The sequence below is a fragment of the Streptomyces sp. SID13726 genome (assembly GCF_010548375.1).
Taxonomy (GTDB): domain Bacteria; phylum Actinomycetota; class Actinomycetes; order Streptomycetales; family Streptomycetaceae; genus Streptomyces.
The window spans coordinates 473,433-493,260 of sequence record NZ_JAAGLY010000005.1; the positions used below are offsets into that span (position 1 = coordinate 473,433).

Annotated in this window: 9 protein-coding genes and 1 tRNA gene; 9 read left to right on the plus strand and 1 reads right to left on the minus strand. The window is 69.8% G+C overall.

All coding sequences use genetic code 11. The features are described 5' to 3' along the window. Positions 1-101 precede the first annotated feature (101 nt). The 9 genes from G3I78_RS16535 (at position 102) to G3I78_RS16575 (ending at position 18,835) form a co-directional block, all read left to right on the plus strand. Positions 102-2,360, plus strand: coding sequence for a serine/threonine-protein kinase (locus G3I78_RS16535; protein ID WP_164425019.1), 2,259 nt, complete (start codon positions 102-104; stop codon positions 2,358-2,360). Between the two features lie 151 nt (positions 2,361-2,511). After that, positions 2,512-2,709 (plus strand): hypothetical protein, encoded by a 198-nt coding sequence (locus G3I78_RS16540; RefSeq protein ID WP_164425021.1) that lies wholly within the window; start codon positions 2,512-2,514, stop codon positions 2,707-2,709. A 257-nt stretch (positions 2,710-2,966) separates the two neighbouring features. Then, on the plus strand, positions 2,967-5,810 hold the full coding sequence (gene topA, locus G3I78_RS16545) for a type I DNA topoisomerase (RefSeq protein ID WP_164425023.1): 2,844 nt from the start codon (positions 2,967-2,969) through the stop codon (positions 5,808-5,810). Between the two features lie 136 nt (positions 5,811-5,946). Continuing rightward, positions 5,947-9,150 (plus strand): dTMP kinase, encoded by a 3,204-nt coding sequence (gene tmk / locus G3I78_RS16550; RefSeq protein ID WP_164425025.1) that lies wholly within the window; start codon positions 5,947-5,949, stop codon positions 9,148-9,150. A gap of 186 nt (positions 9,151-9,336) precedes the next feature. Next, on the plus strand, positions 9,337-10,542 hold the full coding sequence (locus G3I78_RS16555) for a DNA polymerase III subunit delta' (RefSeq protein ID WP_164425027.1): 1,206 nt from the start codon (positions 9,337-9,339) through the stop codon (positions 10,540-10,542). Positions 10,543-10,751: 209 nt separating this feature from the next. After that, on the plus strand, positions 10,752-12,314 hold the full coding sequence (locus G3I78_RS16560) for an alpha/beta hydrolase (protein WP_164425029.1): 1,563 nt from the start codon (positions 10,752-10,754) through the stop codon (positions 12,312-12,314). A 107-nt stretch (positions 12,315-12,421) separates the two neighbouring features. Then, a tRNA-Thr gene (locus tag G3I78_RS16565) sits at positions 12,422-12,495 on the plus strand. A gap of 307 nt (positions 12,496-12,802) precedes the next feature. Then, positions 12,803-17,146, plus strand: a complete 4,344-nt coding sequence (locus tag G3I78_RS16570; RefSeq protein ID WP_164425031.1) for a hypothetical protein — start codon at positions 12,803-12,805, stop codon at positions 17,144-17,146. Between the two features lie 198 nt (positions 17,147-17,344). Continuing rightward, the gene (locus G3I78_RS16575) at positions 17,345-18,835 is read left to right on the plus strand and encodes a Fic family protein (protein ID WP_239157872.1); all 1,491 of its coding nucleotides are present in this window, start codon (positions 17,345-17,347) and stop codon (positions 18,833-18,835) included. Positions 18,836-19,380: 545 nt separating this feature from the next. Here the strand turns inward: G3I78_RS16575 and G3I78_RS16580 are convergent. Further along, positions 19,381-19,743: a hypothetical protein gene (locus G3I78_RS16580; RefSeq protein WP_164425035.1), complete on the minus strand. Its 363-nt coding sequence runs from the start codon at positions 19,741-19,743 to the stop codon at positions 19,381-19,383. Between the last annotated feature and the right edge of the window lie 85 nt (positions 19,744-19,828).

Genomic DNA, 19,828 nt, shown 5'->3' on the forward strand with positions numbered 1-19,828 from the left:
TGTCCGCTCTGACGGGATTGCTCATGAAAAGGGCTCCTGTCAGTGGCGGGTGCGAAGCTACCTTCGAGGGACGGAACCGACGCGTTCTCGGGGGAGGCGTGATGGCGGGGGAGACGCCGGATCACGGTGAGGGCAGGGTCGTGGGCGGCCGCTACCGGCTGCTGCGGTCGCTCGGCGCGGGCGGCATGGGCCGCGTCTGGCTGGCGTACGACGACGAGCTGGCCTGCGAGGTCGCGATGAAGGAGATCGCGCTTCCGGACGTGCCGACGGACGCGGGCGAGCCCGCCCAGCGCATCGCGCGCGCCCGCAGCGAGGCCCGGCACGCGGCCCGGCTGCGCGGGCATCTGCACGTGGCCACGGTGCACGACGTGGTGGTGCACGAGGGGCTGCCGTGGATCGTCATGGAGTACGTGCCGGACGCGGTGGACCTCCAGGCCGTCGTACGGCGCTCGGGGCCGCTGTCGCCCGAGCAGACGGCCCGGATCGGCCTCGCCGTCCTCGACGCGCTCACCGCCGGACACCGGATCGGCATCCTCCACAGGGATGTGAAACCGGCCAACATCCTTCTGGCCCCGGACTCCTCGGGCGACCCCTACGCGCGCGTGCTGCTCACCGACTACGGCATCGCCCTGCGACCCGAGTCGCCCGAACCCCGGCTCACCGCGACCGCCGGCATCCTCGGCACCCCGGGCTACCTCGCCCCGGAGCGGGCGCGGGGCGAACCGCCGACCCCGGCCGCCGACCTGTTCTCCCTGGGCGCCACGCTCTACGCCGCCGTCGAGGGCCGCGGCCCCTTCGACCGGCACGGCGAGTACGCCACACTGACGGCCCTGCTCGGCGAGGAGGCCACCCCGCCGGTGCGGTCCGGCGAACTGACGCCGGTGCTGCTGGGGTTGCTGGTCAAGGACCCTGTGCGGAGGTTCTCGCCGGAGGCGGTGAAGCGGGGGCTGGAGCGGGTTGTGCAGGGGGTGCCGGGGGCTTGGGACGCGGGGCCCGCGGGGGCGGGGTACGGGGTCTCGGCGGGGGGTTTCGGGCTGCCGGGCGGGGAGTGGGGGTCCGGTCCTGGGGCTCCTGCGACTCCCGGGACACCGAGCACGCCTGGCTGGGGGCCTCCCGGGCCTCCAGGGCCGCCGACTCCGCACACTCCGGCCGGGGCGTCCGGCGCGGAGAGTGCGGCCACGCCGGGTTCCGCGCCGCCTTCACCGCCGTACGGTGCTTGGCCGCCGCCTGTCGGGCAGACACCGGAGCCGGGCAATCCGTATGCGCGGGGAGCGAGTTCGCCGTACCCGAGTAGACAGGGTGGGCCGGGTGGACCCAACACCCCTGGTGGGTCCGGGAGTCCCGGTATGGCCACCGTCGCCGGGGCGCCCACGGCGTTCGGCGGGGTGTACGGCTCCGGCGGCTCGTACGGGCCCGGCGGTCCGGCCTACCTCCCCCCGCCCCCACCGCGCCCCGCCTCCAGGAAACGCCTCGCGCTCGTCGCGCTGGTCGTCGGGATCGTGCTCGTGGTCGCCGGTGGGGTGTGGGCGGCCGTGTCGCTGACCGGGGACGACGGCGGTGACAAGCCCCTCGCGGCCAAGTCCTCGGCCGCGCCGGGCCCGAGCGGGTCGCGGGGGACCGCGTCGGCGACCGGGGCCGCGCTGCCGTACGGCGAGGTGGTCGGGCTCGACGAGCCGTTGGAGGCCGGCGACTGCGTGCAGGCGGTGTGGTCCGGGACGGCGTTCAGGTCGGCGCCGAACCTGGGTGTCGTGGACTGCGCGGACGACTGGCCCGACGGCCAGGTCGTGGCGGTCGACACGGCCGCCGACTTCGCGGATGCCAAGGCGCGGGGCGCGAAACGCTGTGCGGACCAGAGCCGGGCGGTCGTGGCCGCGCTGCCGGACGCGGCCGGGTACGCCGTCGTACCGACGCGGGAGGGCTTCGACGCGGCCGGTGGCGGTACGGCGTGTCTCGTACTCGGCCGCCATGCCGCGATAGGCGGTGAGGTGGGCCGCTTCCGGGACGCGGGCACGGATCTGTGGGTCGGTCAGATGAGCGTCGGCGACTGCTGGCTCTACCAGGAACTCAGCGACGGCTACAAGGCACCGCTCACCGACTGCTCGAAACCCCACACCGACCAAGTGATCGGAACCGTTCAGGCCCCGGCCGAAATGAGCCACAAGAACGGCAGCGACAACGCGACCAAGTTGTGCGGCAACAAATTCGAGTCGGCCTGGGCTTCCGGCCGGGAGCGTCTCGTGTACGGCTGGGTGGCCGACGAGGACGACTGGGACAAAGGATTTACCAAGATCGTGTGCACGGTGAGCCTGACCGACAACAAGAAATCGACCGGGAAGGTGCCTCCGCCCGGGTCGGTGTGACACCTCTCCGAGGGACGGTCGCGCGGCGGTCGAGGGGGTCCGCAGCCGTGTCGGCTCCGCGTTCACCCGGGGTTCGCCCGGGCGCCGTCCGCGCGTGCCAGTCTCCACCGGAGGGGCACGTCCGGGCGGGAGAAAAGGGGCACGGGGAGTCATGGAGAGCGGACCGGTGATCTTCGCGGGAGTGGTGTTCGCCCTGTTCGGGGGAGGGCTGCTGGTCTGGACCGCGGCCCGGGTGCGGCACCGCCTGCCCGTCGCCCACGGTGTGAGCCCTGTCGCATCCGCGGGCATCGCGACCGTCGCCGCGCTGATCTCCCTGGCGCTCGGCGCGTGGTGCTTCACCAGCCTGTAGGACGCCTTCGGGAGCCGCTTCGCGAGCGGGCTGACCAGTAATGGGGAGATCACCCTCCGGATAGGCTCGAAAAGGCAGGTGGGCACTCCGGGCGGCAGGAATGGCGGTAGTCGGGTTACCGTTCGAGTGGCCGTTGCGGGCTTTTCCCGTTTGACACGGGGGCGGGATGTACCGTCACACTCCGCAGCGTCAGCATGACCCGACCCCGGGACCAAGGCCTGGGGAGCGCCCAGCGTCGACCGGAGAGAAGAGCGAAGTTGTCCCCGACCAGCGAGACCGCACAGGGCGGCCGCCGACTCGTCATCGTCGAGTCGCCTGCCAAGGCGAAGACGATCAAGGGCTATCTCGGCCCCGGATACGTCGTCGAGGCGAGCGTCGGGCACATCCGCGACCTCCCCAACGGTGCCGCGGAGGTGCCGGAGAAGTACACCGGCGAGGTCCGCCGGCTCGGCGTGGACGTCGAGCACGACTTCGCGCCCATCTATGTCGTCAACGCCGACAAGCGGGCCCAGGTCAAGAAGCTCAAGGACCTGCTGAAGGACTCCGACGAACTCTTCCTGGCCACCGATGAGGACCGCGAGGGCGAGGCCATCGCGTGGCACCTCCAGGAGGTCCTGAAGCCCAAGGTCCCGGTCAAGCGGATGGTCTTCCACGAGATCACCAAGGCCGCGATCCAGGCCGCCGTCGCCAACCCGCGCGAGCTGAACCAGAAGCTGGTCGACGCCCAGGAGACCCGCCGTATCCTCGACCGCCTCTACGGCTACGAGGTCTCGCCGGTCCTGTGGAAGAAGGTCATGCCGCGGCTGTCGGCGGGCCGTGTCCAGTCGGTCGCCACCCGGCTCGTCGTCGAGCGGGAGCGCGAGCGCATCGCCTTCCGCTCCGCCGAGTACTGGGACCTGACGGGCACCTTCTCGACCGGCCGCGCGGGAGACCCGTCGGACCCGTCGTCGCTGGTCGCCCGTCTTCAGAGCGTCGACGGCAGGCGGGTCGCGCAGGGCCGCGACTTCGACTCCCTGGGACAGCTCAAGAGCGCGAACACCCTGCACCTCGACGAGGCGAACGCCCGCGCGCTCGCCGCCGCCCTGGAGCAGACGCGGTTCGCCGTCCGCTCGGTCGAGTCGAAGCCGTACCGCCGCTCGCCGTACGCCCCGTTCCGTACGACGACCCTCCAGCAGGAGGCCTCGCGCAAGCTCGGCTTCGGCGCGAAGGCGACCATGCAGGTGGCCCAGAAGCTGTACGAGAACGGCTTCATCACCTATATGCGTACGGACTCCACGACCCTGTCGGACACGGCGATCACCGCCGCCCGCGCCCAGGTCACCCAGCTCTACGGCGCCGACTACCTGCCGTCGAGCCCGCGGACGTACGCCGGGAAGGTCAAGAACGCCCAGGAGGCGCACGAGGCGATCCGCCCCTCGGGTGATCGTTTCCGCACACCCGCCGAGACCGGCCTGACCGGCGACCAGTTCCGGCTCTACGAGCTGATCTGGAAGCGCACGGTCGCCTCCCAGATGAAGGACGCGACCGGCAACTCCGTCACGGTCAAGATCGGTGGCACCGCCGCCGACGGCCGGGACGTCGAGTTCAGCGCCTCCGGCAAGACGATCACCTTCCACGGCTTCCTGAAGGCCTACGTCGAAGGCGCGGACGACCCCAACGCCGAGCTGGACGACCGCGAGCGCCGGCTGCCCCAGGTCGCCGAGGGCGACGCCCTGAGCGCCGAGGAGATCACGGTCGACGGGCACGCCACCAAGCCCCCGGCCCGCTACACCGAGGCCAGCCTGGTCAAGGAGCTCGAAGAGCGCGAGATCGGCCGCCCGTCGACGTACGCCTCGATCATCGGCACCATCCTCGACCGCGGCTACGTCTTCAAGAAGGGCACGGCACTCGTCCCCTCCTTCCTGTCCTTCGCCGTGGTCAACCTCCTGGAGAAGCACTTCGGGCGGCTCGTCGACTACGACTTCACCGCCCGCATGGAGGACGACCTCGACCGCATCGCGGCCGGCCAGGCGCAGTCCGTGCCGTGGCTGAGGCGCTTCTACTTCGGCGAGGGCACGGTCGAGGGCGCCGCGGCCGACGCCGGCAACGGCGACGGGGACCACCTCGGCGGCCTCAAGGAACTGGTCACCGACCTGGGCGCGATCGACGCCCGCGAGGTGTCGTCGTTCCCGGTGGGCAACGACATCGTGCTCAGGGTCGGTCGCTACGGCCCGTACATCGAGCGCGGCGAGAAGGACTCCGAGAACCACCAGCGGGCCGACGTCCCCGAGGACCTGGCGCCGGACGAGCTGTCGATCGAGCTCGCCGAGGAGCTGCTCGCCAAGCCGAGCGGCGACTTCGAGCTCGGCGCCGACCCCGAGTCGGGCCACCAGATCATCGCCCGCGACGGCCGCTACGGCCCGTACGTCACCGAGGTGCTCCCCGAGGGCACCCCGAAGACCGGCAAGAACGCCGTGAAGCCGCGTACGGCCTCGCTGTTCAAGTCGATGTCCCTGGACACGGTGACGCTCGCGGACGCCCTCAAGCTGATGTCGCTGCCGCGCGTCGTCGGCGCGGACGCCGAGGGCCAGGAGATCACCGCGCAGAACGGCCGCTACGGCCCGTACCTGAAGAAGGGCACGGACTCGCGCTCGCTCCAGACCGAGGACCAGCTCTTCACCATCACCCTCGAAGAGGCGCTGGCGATCTACGCCCAGCCCAAGCAGCGCGGGCGCGCCGCCGCCAAGCCGCCGCTGAAGGAGCTGGGCGAGGACCCGGTCAGCGGGAAGCCGGTCGTGGTGAAGGACGGCCGCTTCGGGCCGTACGTCACCGACGGGGAGACCAACGCGACCCTGCGCTCCGGCGACAGCGTCGAGGAGATCACCCCGGAGCGCGGCTTCGAACTGCTCGCCGAGAAGCGGGCCAAGGGCCCCGCCAAGAAGACGGCGAAGAAGGCGCCCGCGAAGAAGGCGGCCCCGGCCAAGAAGACGGCCGCCAAGAAGACCGCGGCGAAGAAGACGACCACGGCCGCCAAGAAGACCACGACGGCCGCGAAGAAGACGACGGCGAAGACCACCGCCACCGCGAAGAAGGCGGCGGCCTCGAAGGCGTCCGAGGACTGAGCCCGGTTCCGTTCAGGGCCGCGTTCCTCCCCCGAGGCTTCGCAAAGCGAACGTCCCGGCATCACTTTGGTGTCGGGACGTGCGCACGTCAGGACGGGCACCCCGGGCTGTCGGTGGCTGCCGATAGGCTGAAAGCATGACCCGTGCCGAGCAGCCAACGGCCCTTCACCCGGCCCCCGACGACGCCCTGGTCGCGGACTCCCGCGAGCGCGCCGTCCAAGCCCTGCTGCGCAGGCCCCAGCTCAAACGCCTGTGGAGCGCCCAGCTAGTCGGCGGGGTGGGTGACACCCTCGCCCTTCTGGTGCTGGTCCTGCTGGCCCTTCAGGCGGCGATCGCCGAGGGCTCGTTCGGCGGCGGCTACCGGGGCGTGGCGTTCGCAGTGGCGACCGTCTTCGGCACCCGCGTCCTGGCGACGCTGCTGTTCGGGGCGGTGCTGCTCGGCCCGTTGACTTCGCTCACTTCGCAGGAGGGGCCGCTCGACCGCCGCTGGACCATGGTCGGCGCCGACGGACTGCGGGTCGCCCTGCTCATCGTCGCCCCGCTGTGGATCGACTGGACGCCGGAGAACGCACTGGCCGTGCTCCTGGTGACCGCCTTCGTCACCGGAGTCGCCGAGCGCTTCTGGACGGTGTGCCGCGAGAGCGCGGCCCCGGCCCTGCTGCCGGCTCCGCCCCCGGAGGGCGCGACGGTACGACCGCTGCCGGACCACCTGGACGCGCTGCGCCGCCTGTCGCTGCGGACCACCTTCGTGGCGATCCCGCTGGCCGCCGCCACGCTCGTCGCCGCCGGTCTGCTCAACAACCTGCTGGGCGCCGGCATCGACTGGTTCGGCCAGCACCAGGCGGCCCTCGGCTCCTATGTCGCGGCCGGCCTGTTCGCCGCGTCCCTGTCCGTGCTGACCTTCCTGGAACTGCCCGACACCCGCACCCCGCGCGCGCGTTCGCCGCTGGAGGGGCTGCGCCGGCCCAAGACGGGCACCGGCGTCGACAAGGGCCGCACCGGCGCGATCCCGCTGCTGGTGCCCGCCTGCGCGGCCGTCGCCGGGTCCGTCGCGGCCGCCGTCGCCGTCGCCGTGCTGCACGCCAAGGACCTGGGCGGCGGTCCGGTGACGTACGGCCTGCTGGTGCTCGGACTGACCGGCGGGGTCGTCATCGGTGTCCGCACGGCGCCCTCCGTGCTGCCGACCCTGTCGCGGCGCCGGCTGCTCGCGCTGGCGATCGCCTTCACCGGCATCGCGCTGCTCGCCGCCGGACTGGTCCCGGACGTCACCACCGTGCTGCTGATCGTCGCGCTGGCCGGTGCCGGCGCGGGCGTGGCCGCCAACACCGGGCACACCCTGCTCGACCAGGAGACCGAGGAATACCGCCGGGCGCGGACCACCGAGCACCTCCACGCGGTCGTACGCGTGAGCGTGGCGCTCGGCGCGCTGGTCGCGCCCCTGGTGGCGGCTCTGATCGGACCGCACCGCCTGGAGAACGGCAAGTTCGTGTTCGCGCACGGCGGCGCCGCGTTCACCCTGATGCTGGTCGGCGCGCTGCTGCTGCCGGTGGCCGCGCTGGTCCTCGCCAAGGTCGACGACCGCTCCGGCGTACCGCTCAGGCACGACCTGCGGGACGCGCTGCTCGGCGGCGACGACCCGGTGACGGTGCCAGCCGACTCCGGCTTCTTCATCGCCCTCGAAGGCGGCGACGGCGCCGGGAAGTCCACCCAGGCCGAGGCGCTCGCCGAGTGGATAAGGGCCAAGGGACACGAGGTCGTCGTGACCCGCGAGCCGGGGGCGACTCCGGTGGGCAAGCGGCTCAGGTCGATCCTGCTGGACGTGTCGAGCGCCGGGCTCTCGCACCGGGCCGAGGCGCTGCTGTACGCGGCGGACCGCGCGGAGCACGTGGACACCGTGGTCCGGCCCGCCCTGGAGCGCGGCGCGGTCGTCGTCTCCGACCGGTACATCGACTCCTCGGTCGCCTACCAGGGGGCCGGGCGGGACCTGTCCCCGACGGAGATCGCCCGCATCAACCGCTGGGCGACGGACGGACTCGTGCCGCATCTGACCGTCCTGCTGGACGTCTCGCCCGAGATCGCCCGCGAGCGGTTCACCGAGGCGCCGGACCGGCTGGAGTCGGAGCCCGCGGAGTTCCACGCGCGCGTGCGGTCCGGGTTCCTGACGCTGGCCGCGGCCGACCCCGGGCGGTACCTGGTCGTGGACGCGGGGCAGGAGCCCGAGGCGGTCACCACCGTCGTACGCCATCGGCTCGACCAGATGCTGCCGCTCTCCGAGCAGGAGATCCGGGAGCAGGAGGAGGCCCGCCGCAAGGCCGAAGAGGAAGCCCGGCGCAAGGCCGAGGAAGAGGCCGCGCGCAAGGCCGAGGAGGAGCGCCTGGAGCGGGAGCGCCAGGAGCAGCTCGCCCGGCTGAAGGCCGAGGAGGAGGAGCGCAAGCGGCGCGAGCTGGAGGAGGCTCAGCGGCGCGAGGCCGAGCGGCAGGCGGAGGAGGCCCGGGTGCGGGCCGAGGAAGCGCGCAAGCGGGCCGAGGAGGAGCGGGTGCGGCTCCTCGCCGAGGAGAAGGCGCGCGCCGAGGAAGCGGCCCGCCGCAAGGCCCAGGAGGACGCCGCCCGCAGGCAGGCCGAGGAGGAGGCACGGCTGCGTGCCGAGGCCGAGGAGCGGCGCCTCGAGAAGCAGCGGAAGGCCGAGGAGGCGTTGCTGCGGGCCGAGGAGGCGCGCCGGCTCGCCGAGTGCGCGGCCGGCGCGGCGGAGGCGGGGCCGAAGCAGGCCGCGACTCCTTCGGCAGGGCTGGACGCGGCGACCGTGCCGACGCCGGTGGTGACGCCGACGAACGCGTCGGGTGGGCCGGTGGACGAGACGGCCGTGCTGCCGCGGGTGTCTATGGAGAAGGCCGACGAGGGGTCTCCTGCCGACTCCTCTGGTGAGGACTCCTCCGGTGGGGGCTCTGCCGGTGGGGACTCTTCCGGTGGTGCTTCCGCGTCGGAGGTGACGGCGGAGCTGCCGCAGCCGCCGGTGCCTCCGGTTCCGCCGGGTTCCGCTGATGAGACGGCTGTGCTGCCGCCGGTGCGGCCGGAGCCGCCGGGTGCTGCCGACGAGACGGCTGTGCTGCCGCCGGTGTCGGGTGACGGGCCCGCGGATCGGGTGCCTCCGGGGTACTTCCGGGAGGAGGAGCGGACCCGGGAGATGCCTCAGGTCGACGCGGAGGGGAGGCCTCGGCGCAGGCCCCGGTCGGACTGGGCGGAGGAGACTCCGCTGGACGATCTGCCTTCGTTGGCGGACGAGTTGCTGGGTCCGCATGACGACGAGTACGGGGACGGGCGGGGCCGACGCCGGGGGCGGTAGGGGGAGTGGCTGGCGGGTGCGGGTGCGGGTGCGGGTGCGCTGTGCCCGCTTGCTCTTAGGGGCGCGGCTGGGCCCACTTGCCCTGAGGGTCGGCCCGCAGCCGACAGCCGACCGTCGGCCCGTTGTCAGTGCTCGCCCGCACAATGGACTCAACGCACGAAGCATGACGAAAGGGCGGCGTGACCCATGACCGTATGGGACGACCTGGTCGGCCAGGAGAGGGTGAGCGAGCAGCTGGGCGCTGCCGCTCGGGACGCCGACGCCCTGGTCACCGCCGCCGCCGGCAACACCCCGCCGCCCGAGGCGTCGAAGATGACTCATGCCTGGCTGTTCACGGGCCCGCCCGGCGCGGGGCGGAACCAGGCGGCGAGGGCCTTCGCCGCAGCGCTCCAGTGCGTGAGTCCCGACCGGGCCCTCGGTGGAGTCCCCGGCTGCGGGTTCTGCGACGGGTGTCATACGGCCCTCATCGGCACCCACGCCGACATCACCTCCGTGGCCGCCGTCGGCACCCAGATCCTCGCGGACGACATGCGGGACACGGTCAGGAAGTCGTTCACCTCACCGGCGAACGGCCGTTGGCAGGTCATCCTCGTCGAGGACGCCGAGCGGCTGAACGAGAAATCGGCCAACGCGGTGCTGAAGGCCGTAGAGGAGCCCGCTCCCCGGACCGTGTGGCTGCTGTGCGCGCCGTCCATCGAGGACGTCCTGCCGACGATCCGCTCCCGCTGCCGCCACCTGAACCTGTCCACCCCCTCCGTGGACGCCGTGGCCGACATGCTCGTACGCCGGGAGGGCGTCGAGCCCGCCGCCGCGATGGCCGCCGCCCGTGCCACGCAGGGCCATGTCGACCGGGCCCGTCGGCTCGCCACCGACCCGGCCGCGCGCGAGCGCCGCGCCGCTGTGCTGAAACTGCCGTTGCGGGTCGAGGACGTCGGCGGCTGCCTCAAGGCCGCGCAGGAACTCGTCGACGCGGCGGCCGACGACGCGAAGCAGCTCGCCGAGGAGATGGACGGCAAGGAGACCGAGGAGCTGAAGGCGGCGATGGGCGCGGTGCAGGGCGGCCGGATGCCGCGTGGCACGGCGGGGGTGATGAAGGACCTGGAGGACAAGCAGAAGCGCCGGCGCACCCGGACCCAGCGCGACAGCCTCGACCTCGCGCTCACCGACCTCACCGCCTTCTACCGCGATGTGCTCGCCCTCCAGCTCGGCTCACGGATCGCGATCGCCAACGCGGACGCGGAGGACGCCCTGGAGCGGCTGGCCCGCGGCAGCTCTCCGGAGACCACGCTCCGCCGGATCGAGGCGATCGCCGCCTGCCGTGAGGCCCTCGACCGCAATGTGGCTCCGCTGCTCGCGGTGGAGGCGATGACGATGGCGCTCAGAGCGGGCTGAGGGCGGGAGGGTTGGGAACGGGCTGTGGGCAGGCTGCGGTAGGGCTGGAACGGGCTGAGGGCGGGCTCGGAACGGGCTGAGGGCAAGGCTGGGAACGGGCTGTGGGCGGGCCGCGGGCGGCGGGTGATCACAGGTTGACGATGTCACTCGTACGGGCCGGATCGACCACGGAGGGCATGTGATCCAACGCGGAGAGTTACGCTCGCTCGATGCACCTCAGGCGAAACCCCCGCCATGTCGGCCTTGCCGTCGCCGCACTGCTCGTCTCCGCCTGCTCCGCCGGCGCCTCCACGAGCTCCGCCACCTCGGCCGCCCACGTGGCGCTGGCCGCGCTGCCCCGGTCGACACCGGCCGCGCTCACGCCGTACTACGAGCAGAAGGCGCGCTGGCGCAGCTGCGGGGTCCCCGGATTCGAGTGCGCCACCCTGAAGGCGCCGCTCGACTACGACAAGCCGGCGGGCGAGGAGGTCCGGCTGGCCGTCGCTCGGAAGAAGGCCACCGGGCCGGGCGAGCGGCTCGGATCGCTGTTCGTGAACCCGGGCGGACCGGGCGGTTCGGCGATCGGCTACCTCCAGGCGTACGCCGGGATCGGCTACCCCGCCGCGGTCCGGGCCCGGTACGACATGGTCGCGGTGGACCCGCGCGGGGTGGCCCGCAGCGAGCCGGTCGAATGTCTCGACGGGCGGGACATGGACACGTACACCCAGACGGACACCACCCCCGACGACGCGCGCGAGAGAAGCGAACTCGTCGACGCCTACAAGAAGTTCGCGGAGGGCTGCGGCGCGCACTCGCCCCAGCTGCTGCGTCATGTGTCGACGGTCGAGACGGCCCGGGACATGGACATCGTGCGGGCGGCGCTGGGTGACGCGAAGCTGAACTACGTGGGGGCGTCGTACGGGACGTTCCTCGGGGCGACGTACGCGGGGCTGTTCCCCGGGCGTTCGGGCCGGCTGGTGCTGGACGGCGCGATGGACCCCTCGCTGCCCGCGCGCCGACTGAACCTCGACCAGACGGCGGGCTTCGAGACGGCGTTCCAGTCGTTCGCGAAGGACTGCGTGCAGCAGTCGGACTGCCCGCTCGGCAGGAAGGGCACGTCGACGGCCCAGGTCGGCCAGAACCTGAAGGCCTTCTTCCGCAAGCTGGACGCGCACCCCATCCCGGCCGGCGACGCGGACGGCCGCAGGCTCGGCGAGGCGCTCGCCACGACGGGCGTGATCGCGGCGATGTACGACGAGGGGGCGTGGGCGCAGTTGCGCGAGGCGCTGAACTCCGCGATGAAGGAGAACGACGGCGCCGGGCTGCTCGTCCTGTCCGACAGTTACTACGAGCGCGACGCCGACGGCCGCTACAGCAACCTGATGTCGGCCAACGCGGCCGTGAACTGCCTCGACCTGCCACCCGCCTACGACACCCCCGAGGAGGTCGAGAAGGCCGTCCCGACCTTCGAGAAGGCGTCGCCGGTCTTCGGCGAGGGCCTCGCCTGGGCGTCCCTCAACTGCGCGTACTGGCCGGTCGGCGCGACGGGCGAACCCCACCGCATCGAGGCCCGCGGCGCCGCCCCGATCGTCGTGGTCGGCACCACCCGCGACCCGGCCACCCCCTACCGCTGGGCCCGCTCCCTGGCCGCCCAGCTCACCTCCGCCCGCCTCCTCACCTACGAGGGCGACGGCCACACCGCGTACGGCCGCGGCAGCGCGTGCATCGACTCGGCGATCGACACGTACCTGCTCCGCGGAACCCCGCCGACCGACGGAAAACGCTGCTCGTAGCCCCGCCGGCAGAGCCGCCCGGGGTGCCCCGAGGGCTGGTGCGGAGCACCCCCGGAAACTGTGTAGACTTACCGACGTTGCTGATCGCACCATGGTGTGGACGGCGCGCCGCCTTAGCTCAGATGGCCAGAGCAACGCACTCGTAATGCGTAGGTCTCGGGTTCGAATCCCGAAGGCGGCTCAAGAAAGTGCAGGTCAGAGGCATGTGGGCCCTCCGTGGAGATCATGGGGGGCCTTTTCTGTGTCCGGATGGGAACATTCTGGGAACGAAGGATTACCTAAAAGTCCCCTATGTGCCAGTCGGTTTTCCTGTTGGGTATCCGGCATGGCGCGAGAGCAGGGCCGTGCGCGTGGGGTGAGTCGCCTTGCGCTCGTATGGGCTGCGAACGCGAGCGAGGAGACGGGTAGCGTGCGCTGTCTCCAGGTGTGGAGAACGGTCCGGTGCTTCTGGTCCCCATGGGGTCATGCCGCGCGTAATGTCTGCGGACATGAACGGGGCGAGCGGCATGGGCGAGGTTGGGGAGGACGGGGGTCGGTACCCCTGGATCCGCCGTGTGCATGCGGTTGGCTCGGCGCCCCAAGTTGACCGCTTTGGCTGGCTGGTAGACCTGCCGTGGGCGCGAGTAGAGGTCCCGCTTGCCGGTCGACGCGAGGACAAGCTGCTTGTGGTATTGGGCGAGCGTGGGTGCGGCAAGAGTGACTTGATCATTGAGGAAGCCGCGGCGCTGCAGTCCGAGGGGCACGTCGTGGAGCTGGTCGACCTGAGTGCGCGGGGACGGTTCTACGAGGCGGTCAACGCGCGGAGGGATTTGGGCGCAGTCCTGGAGCGGGCTTCTGGGCGTGATCCGGGGTACGTCCTGTTGGACAGCCTTGACGAGGGGCTGGGCCGACTCGGGGTTCTGGATGACATTCTGGTCGGCTGTCTGGAAGAGCTCGGCCGTGAGCGGAGAAGTCGACTACGGCTGCGTATCGCCTGCCGTTCGGGCCGGTGGCCCCGCGGTCTGGAACGGCATCTCCAGTCGCTGTGGGCGCCTGAGGAGGTCTCGGTAGTTGGTGTGACGCCGCTGACCCGGTCCGACGTGGAGACGGCTGCCGCCTGGGAAGGTCTCGACGGCCGTAGAGTCACTCGGCGGCTGGAGGAGAAGGGTGCGGTGGCTCTGGCCTGGTCTCCGATCACCTTGAAACCCTTGCTGGAAGCCGAGCGGGAAGGATGGGGCCTGCCTTCGACGGTGGCTGACGCCTACCGGCTTGCCTGTCGGCAGTTGAGCTCCCACGGCCACCGCGACGGAAGTCCGCTGGCCCCCGATCACCTGACAGCACTCGCGAGCCGAGTGGCCGCCGCCATGCAGTTCGGCCACTATGCGGCGGTCCATGACACCCCGAGTGCCATTGAGGCTGACGTGGCACTGGCTGATCTTGACGGCGGTGACGAGCCAGGCGCGGCGGGGGATTCCTACCACTGCGGGATGAAGGAATTGCTGGCGTTGGTGGATTCCGGGCTGATGGTCGAGGTCGGGCTGCGTCGCTGGGCCTTCGCCCATGACAGTTACCAGCAGTACCTGGCTGCCCAGTTCCTGGCACGGCACCACATGCACGACGCTGCGCAGGGGCAGTTGCTGTGGATTGGTGACGGAACGTCCCGTCATGTTGTGGCACGGCACCGTGAGGTGGCTGCGTGGCGGGTGGTGGACGATACGGAGCTGTTCGCCGAAGTCCTGCGGTACGACCCCGAAGTGCTGTTGCTGGCTGACCTCACGGCACTCCGCGATCATCAGCGCGAGGCCGTGGTGGACCGGCTCCTCGCTCTAGTGTCCAGCGATGACACGGTCCAGCTGGACCGAGGGCTGCTGCACCGCCTGAAGCACCCAGGGCTGTCCTCTCAGCTGCGTCCTCACCTGTCTCTCCCAGCTGCACCTCCGCTGCTCTCCACAGTGCTCCGCATCGCGCGAGCCTGCCAACTGCCTGAGCTCAACGACCAGTTGCTGACAGTGGCCGAGACGCAGGGGACCGATCCGAAACTGCGCCGTCTAGCCGTCCAAGCACTCGGCGACGAACTGGACGTGGGCCATGTGGCCCGCCTCAGGGCATTGGCCGAGCACAACGATGCGGACCTGGGCCGACTGCCGGTTCTCGAACAAGACCCGGCGCGGCTGGCCTTGCTGAGGGCGCTAGCCTGGCGCGGCGACGCGGACCTAGCGGCGGCCGCACTGGAGCGGTTGTGGCCGCAGCATCTGCGCCTGCCCGAATTCCTGGACCTGGTCCCGCCTGCCGATGACCCCGCACACGTCCGCTCCGCATGGCTCCTGATCCATAAGGTTCCGAACCTGCTGAGACCGGAAGACGTCAACGAAGCCGTAGCGTGGGTGACACGGATTCTGGGTTCGAGGCACCCCCGGGCCGGCCTGACTCAATCCGGCGAGTCGCAGTTGTCTGTGCGGCTGCCGGTTCGCATCCTCGCCCAGGCGATCGCGCTCTTCGACGAAGACGACGCCAACAACGACTCTGCACAACGGAACAGACGGCTCGACCAAGTCGCCGATGCCCTGCTCACCCTGGCGGGACGTGCCGATTTCGACGACCGGCACCAGCTTGCGCAACCGGTGGGCGAGGTGCTGCTGACCCGGCCGGGCATCCGCCGAGAGCTGGGCCAGCGTGTCCTGGAACGCGGTGATGACCACCAGGTCACTCGGCTCCTATCCTGGTCAGGCAGCCCTGCCTTGTTCTCCAACGACGACTCGGTGTACTGGACTCTGCAGTGGCCCACACTGAGTCCTGACGCGCGCCGGCACGCTGAGTGGCTGGTGACAGCGTGGCCCGATCCAGCGGATCCGTACCTGCCGTCCGCTCTTGAACTGCGCGAGCGCCACCCGGACCTGAAGGCTGCCACCGCGCGGTGGGATACCCGCGCGGAAGAAGAAGCCCGGCAACAGCGCGAACAGGAAGAACAGCGCCACCGCCTGGCATTCGATGAAGCCCGCCTACGGCTTGCTCTCTCCGAGCTCAGCACCGGAGAGGGACCCCCCGAGCCGCTGTGGCAACACATCACCACCGAGCTGTACCGCACTGCGGCTGGCAGCCAACCGCCGCAGGACAGGTTGGGCGTCGTGGCTGCTGCACCGTCTTTCCCACATGAACGCAGTGAACTGCACCGTCTGCTGCTGGACGCGGCTGTCACCGTCGCCCGCCGCTCAGCAGCCCTCAATGGCGCAGCGGCCACTCCAGCCACAGCAGACTGGAACCGGGCAGCAACTGCTCTGACCGCGCTGGCCCTGCTTGATGCTTCGCACCTGGCCGAGGCATTCGACCACCAGCCCCGTCGAGCGGCTGTGGCTGCCGTGGCGCTGGCGGCCCACGATTGCCACGACTCCGACGACACCGCACTACGGCGCAGCCTCATCACACAGTGCGCCCGACTGGCCGGCCACGAACTGCCGACCCTGCTGCACCAGGCGCTAGACGGTTGCAGCGAGCCAGAACTGAACAGTCTGGCAACCGCGTTCGCCCGCACCGCCGTTCCTGATGCCGTTCAGACCTTGCGCGACTGGGCCAACGATCCGGGCCGCACCGACGTGCAGTGGGCCGGCGTCCTGACCTCACTCGCGTTGGCGGGAGACCAACCAGCCCAAGAAATCCTGTCCGCCGCGGTGACCGACGCCGACGTTCAACGAGACGCCGCGCGGAGCAGCTCGCGATGGACCCGCGCCGCCGCGGCGCTAGTGGGACAACCACAACTGCCCGAGATCTGGCCCGTCATCAAGGCAACCCTGGATACCTCCGGCGTTCTGGCTGCTTTCCTGGAACGCCTTATCGTCGCCGACCCCAAGGGAACCTGGCCGCCCGGGACCGGCCAACTGCCCGAGGCTGCCCTCGCTGACCTGTACGCCAAGGTTACCGATCACATCGGCATCACCCGGCTCCTGGACTACCAGTTCGAGGATGGCTTTTACACCGACGCTCGCAGCAACCTGCACCGAGGGCTGCTGGGCCTGCTGACCTCCAAGACCAGCCCAGAAGCGGTCCGAGAGCTGACCGGTCTCGCGACTCGGTATCCCGAACTTGCAGACCTACGTCGGCACGTTAAGGCCACGGCCCGCGAGGTCGCCGAACTTCGGGCGCAACCTCTGGTACCGGAGCAACTTCGACGCCTCGCCGCAGACACCAATCTGCGCACCATCACCGACGCACGCCATCTCCAGGACATCGTGGTGGCCAGCCTCGACCGTCTCCAGACGGTGCTTCAGGGGCCCAACGGACTCGTGGTCAACCTGTGGAACCGGGGCAACTGGACAGTGGATCACACCGATTGGTGGCCCTGCTGGGAAGAAGACTTCAGCGACATGATCGCCGCCCTCCTGCGCCAGGACATCGGCGGAAACCGCGTCGTCATCAACCGCGAAGTCCAAGTCGACCGCTCCGGGTTTCCCGGCAGACGCACCGATATCCAGGTCCAAGCCACGGCCCCGCCCACCAGCAGCAGCGACGGCACGCTGACCGTAGTCATCGAATGCAAAGGATGCTGGCACCGAGACCTGTCCACCGCCCTGGCCGACCAGCTTGTCCGCGACTACCTGCGCACCCCCGGTACCGCAGGCATCTACCTCATCGGCTACTTCGACTGCGACCGCTGGAACCGCGAAATGCGCAGGAAACGACACCACGCATCAGACGATCACACTATCCGCGACCTGCAGCACGGACAGGACGCACGCGCCCAGGAGCAACGCGACCAATACGGTGCCATTGTCGCGGCCAAAGTCCTCGACTGCCGCCTCCCCGGAGCCAACGACCCGTGGCGTGCCAAGCCCCGCAATCCTCCCGGGCAGACGATCTAATCCGGCGCGGGGAGTTGGATGGCTCTCATGTCTGACCACCGGTGTGAGGGAACAACACGACCTGCTGCTACGCCCTATGGGACAAGGGCTGGGTCCACGGCCCCAGCCAGGAACCCTGGGGGGCTACCTCGTCAAGGCCGACCCTTCATCTCACATGTCAACCAAAACTGCTCCGACTAAGCTGCCGACGTGAACAAGATGCCAGACCTTCCATGGGTTGAGGTAGAGCCGTTGCCTCACGTCAATGGCGACCTCTTGCCGGTGTTGGAGTCGGTCGACTCCCTGCAAAGAGCTTGGCAGGAGGTCGTCAAGGCAAACGATCCTGCCTTCCAGGAAGCCCGGCGGCGTTCTTTGCGACGCCACGCCATCGAGACCGGCATCATCGAGCGCCTCTATGAAGTCGACTGGGGAGTTACCGAAGCCCTCGTAGCAGAGGGCATCACTGCCGACGCTGTCGCTCGTGCTGACGACGGCACCGTGTCGGAAGACGTTCTCGCGCTGATTCGCTCTCAATACGAAGCTCTCCAGTTCCTTGCGGAGAGCGCCCGGGATGGCCGAGACGTATCCGTTTCGTTCATTCGCGAGCTGCACCAAGCACTCACACGCGAACAGAAGACGTACAGCGCCACCGACCCGCTTGGCCGCCGGTTCGAGGCCACGCTGCACCACGGCCAGTGGAAGACCGACAAGAACCACGTCACACGCCCGGACGGATCGAAGCTCGAGTACACGCCCCCGGAACATGTCGCAGCCCAGATGGATCAACTCATCGAGCTGTACCGAGAGACCGGCGGCGCGCATCCTATAGTGCGCGCAGCGTGGCTTCACCATCGGTTCGTTCGCATCCACCCCTTTGAGGACGGGAACGGGCGGGTGGCGCGATGCCTGACCCTGCTCAACCTATTGCGATGCGACCTTGCTCCGCTGGTAGTGGACCGCCGCGAACGAGACCGCTACCTGCGCAGCCTCGATCGTGCTAACGAAGGCGACTTGAGGCCACTGATCCGGTTCTTCGCCGAGTTGGAGATCGTTGCCCTCCGCAGCGAGTTGGAGCGACCGGTCGCGGCCACTTCAGAGGCTGTCGCCGGGGGCGCGCTGAGCGTTCTGGAAGCCGGAGTCGCACGGTTCCGTGCGCTCCAGGCCGAGACAGGTGCCCAAGAACGTGCCGAGCAGGTGGCGCGACTGGCAAATGACGTCCACGGACGTGTCGGCCTGTGGCTCACTGACATGTCGAAGAGGATCGAGAATCTCGTTGGTGAGATTTCTGCACATTCCATCGTCACCGTGCAAGGCGCAGCGCCGCCGGACTCCCGGTCTCGGTACTGGGGCCGCCAAGTGGTCCAGACGGCGAGGAGTGTGGACTTCTTCGTCAACAGACATGACGGTGTTTGGTGGCAGCGGTTGCGGATCCATGCCCTGGGGCAAGAACTTCGGTACCTGGTCTTCGTACAGAAGGTTGGCCGTGGAGAAACGGGCGTCCTGGCTCTGACCGTCTACGCCGAACTGATGGGTGACGAGGCTGGTGACGACACACGGCAGGAGGCCGAGACAGTGCTGATTTCGACGCCCACTGAATCGGTCACGTGGACCTACAGCGACACCGCCGAAGCAAGGTGGCAGGACGTGACGGAACTCCTTGATACAACCCTAGCCGCCGCCTTGCACAAGTTCGTTTCTGTGCTCGGATAGCAGTGATTGATGAGGGGAAGAGAAGTCCATCTACTCTTCCTCTCATCTGGAGCTGACCTGAGGGAACGGCTAACGGCACCGCCCCGGGTGAAGGGGGGCGGGATGCCTTTCTCATCCCAATGACGGTGTGTAGCTGCCCGCTTCGAAACTGCTCGGCTCGTCGACTGATCCGGCCACTCATCGGGCTGCTGCTCCGTCCCGGCCGGGTGCCCGGCCGTCGTTCCCAGGGGCAGATGGGAACGTGGTGGGAACATGAGGATTAAGAACGATCGAGAAAGGCTGAGAAAGGCCACGTACGAGCGCGCCCCCTGAGCTGCATGTATCACGAAGAGTGAGCAAGATTGCGACGGTCGGACAAGATCATGTGCCGACTCGTAATGCGTAGGTCTCGGGTTCGAATCCCGAAGGCGGCTCCATGATGAACCCCAGGTCGGGTATTTCACCTGGGGTTCTTTCGTTTCGTTGACCTTGGAATGTGTCTTCAGTGGGCTTCTCGGGCTGTGCATGAAATGCCAGCTTGACCTTGAGGCTTGGGGCGCAGGCCTTCATCGAGACGGGGCCGAGGCCGTGGGCCTTGAAGATACGGGTGCTGGGCGAGGTCCGGGGCCTGCCGCGAGGACGGAGTGCGGGAAGACGCGCCATGTGCCGTGGGTGCTGGCGGGCAGTCTCTCGAGGACCTTCTTCGCGGCCCGCTCGCCACGGTCAGGGAGGCGGGCCTGGTCGGCGGCGCGCTCGTACTTGCGGGCGGCGGCCTCGATCTGCTCGACCGGGAGGATCTCGTCGGCCTCGTACAGGCCGGCCGGGTTCGGGGCCTCGACGATCGCGGTCTCGGCTTGGTCGGCACCGAGGGCGGCAGGGCCGACGACGGAGCGGATCACGTCGGTGATGGTGCCGCGCGTGCTGCGCACCGGATGAACGGTGCGGGGGAGGGGGGACGGAGAAGAGCCTCTTCGCGTCACAGGGTCGGTGTGCTGGACGCCCTTTTGCCGCCGG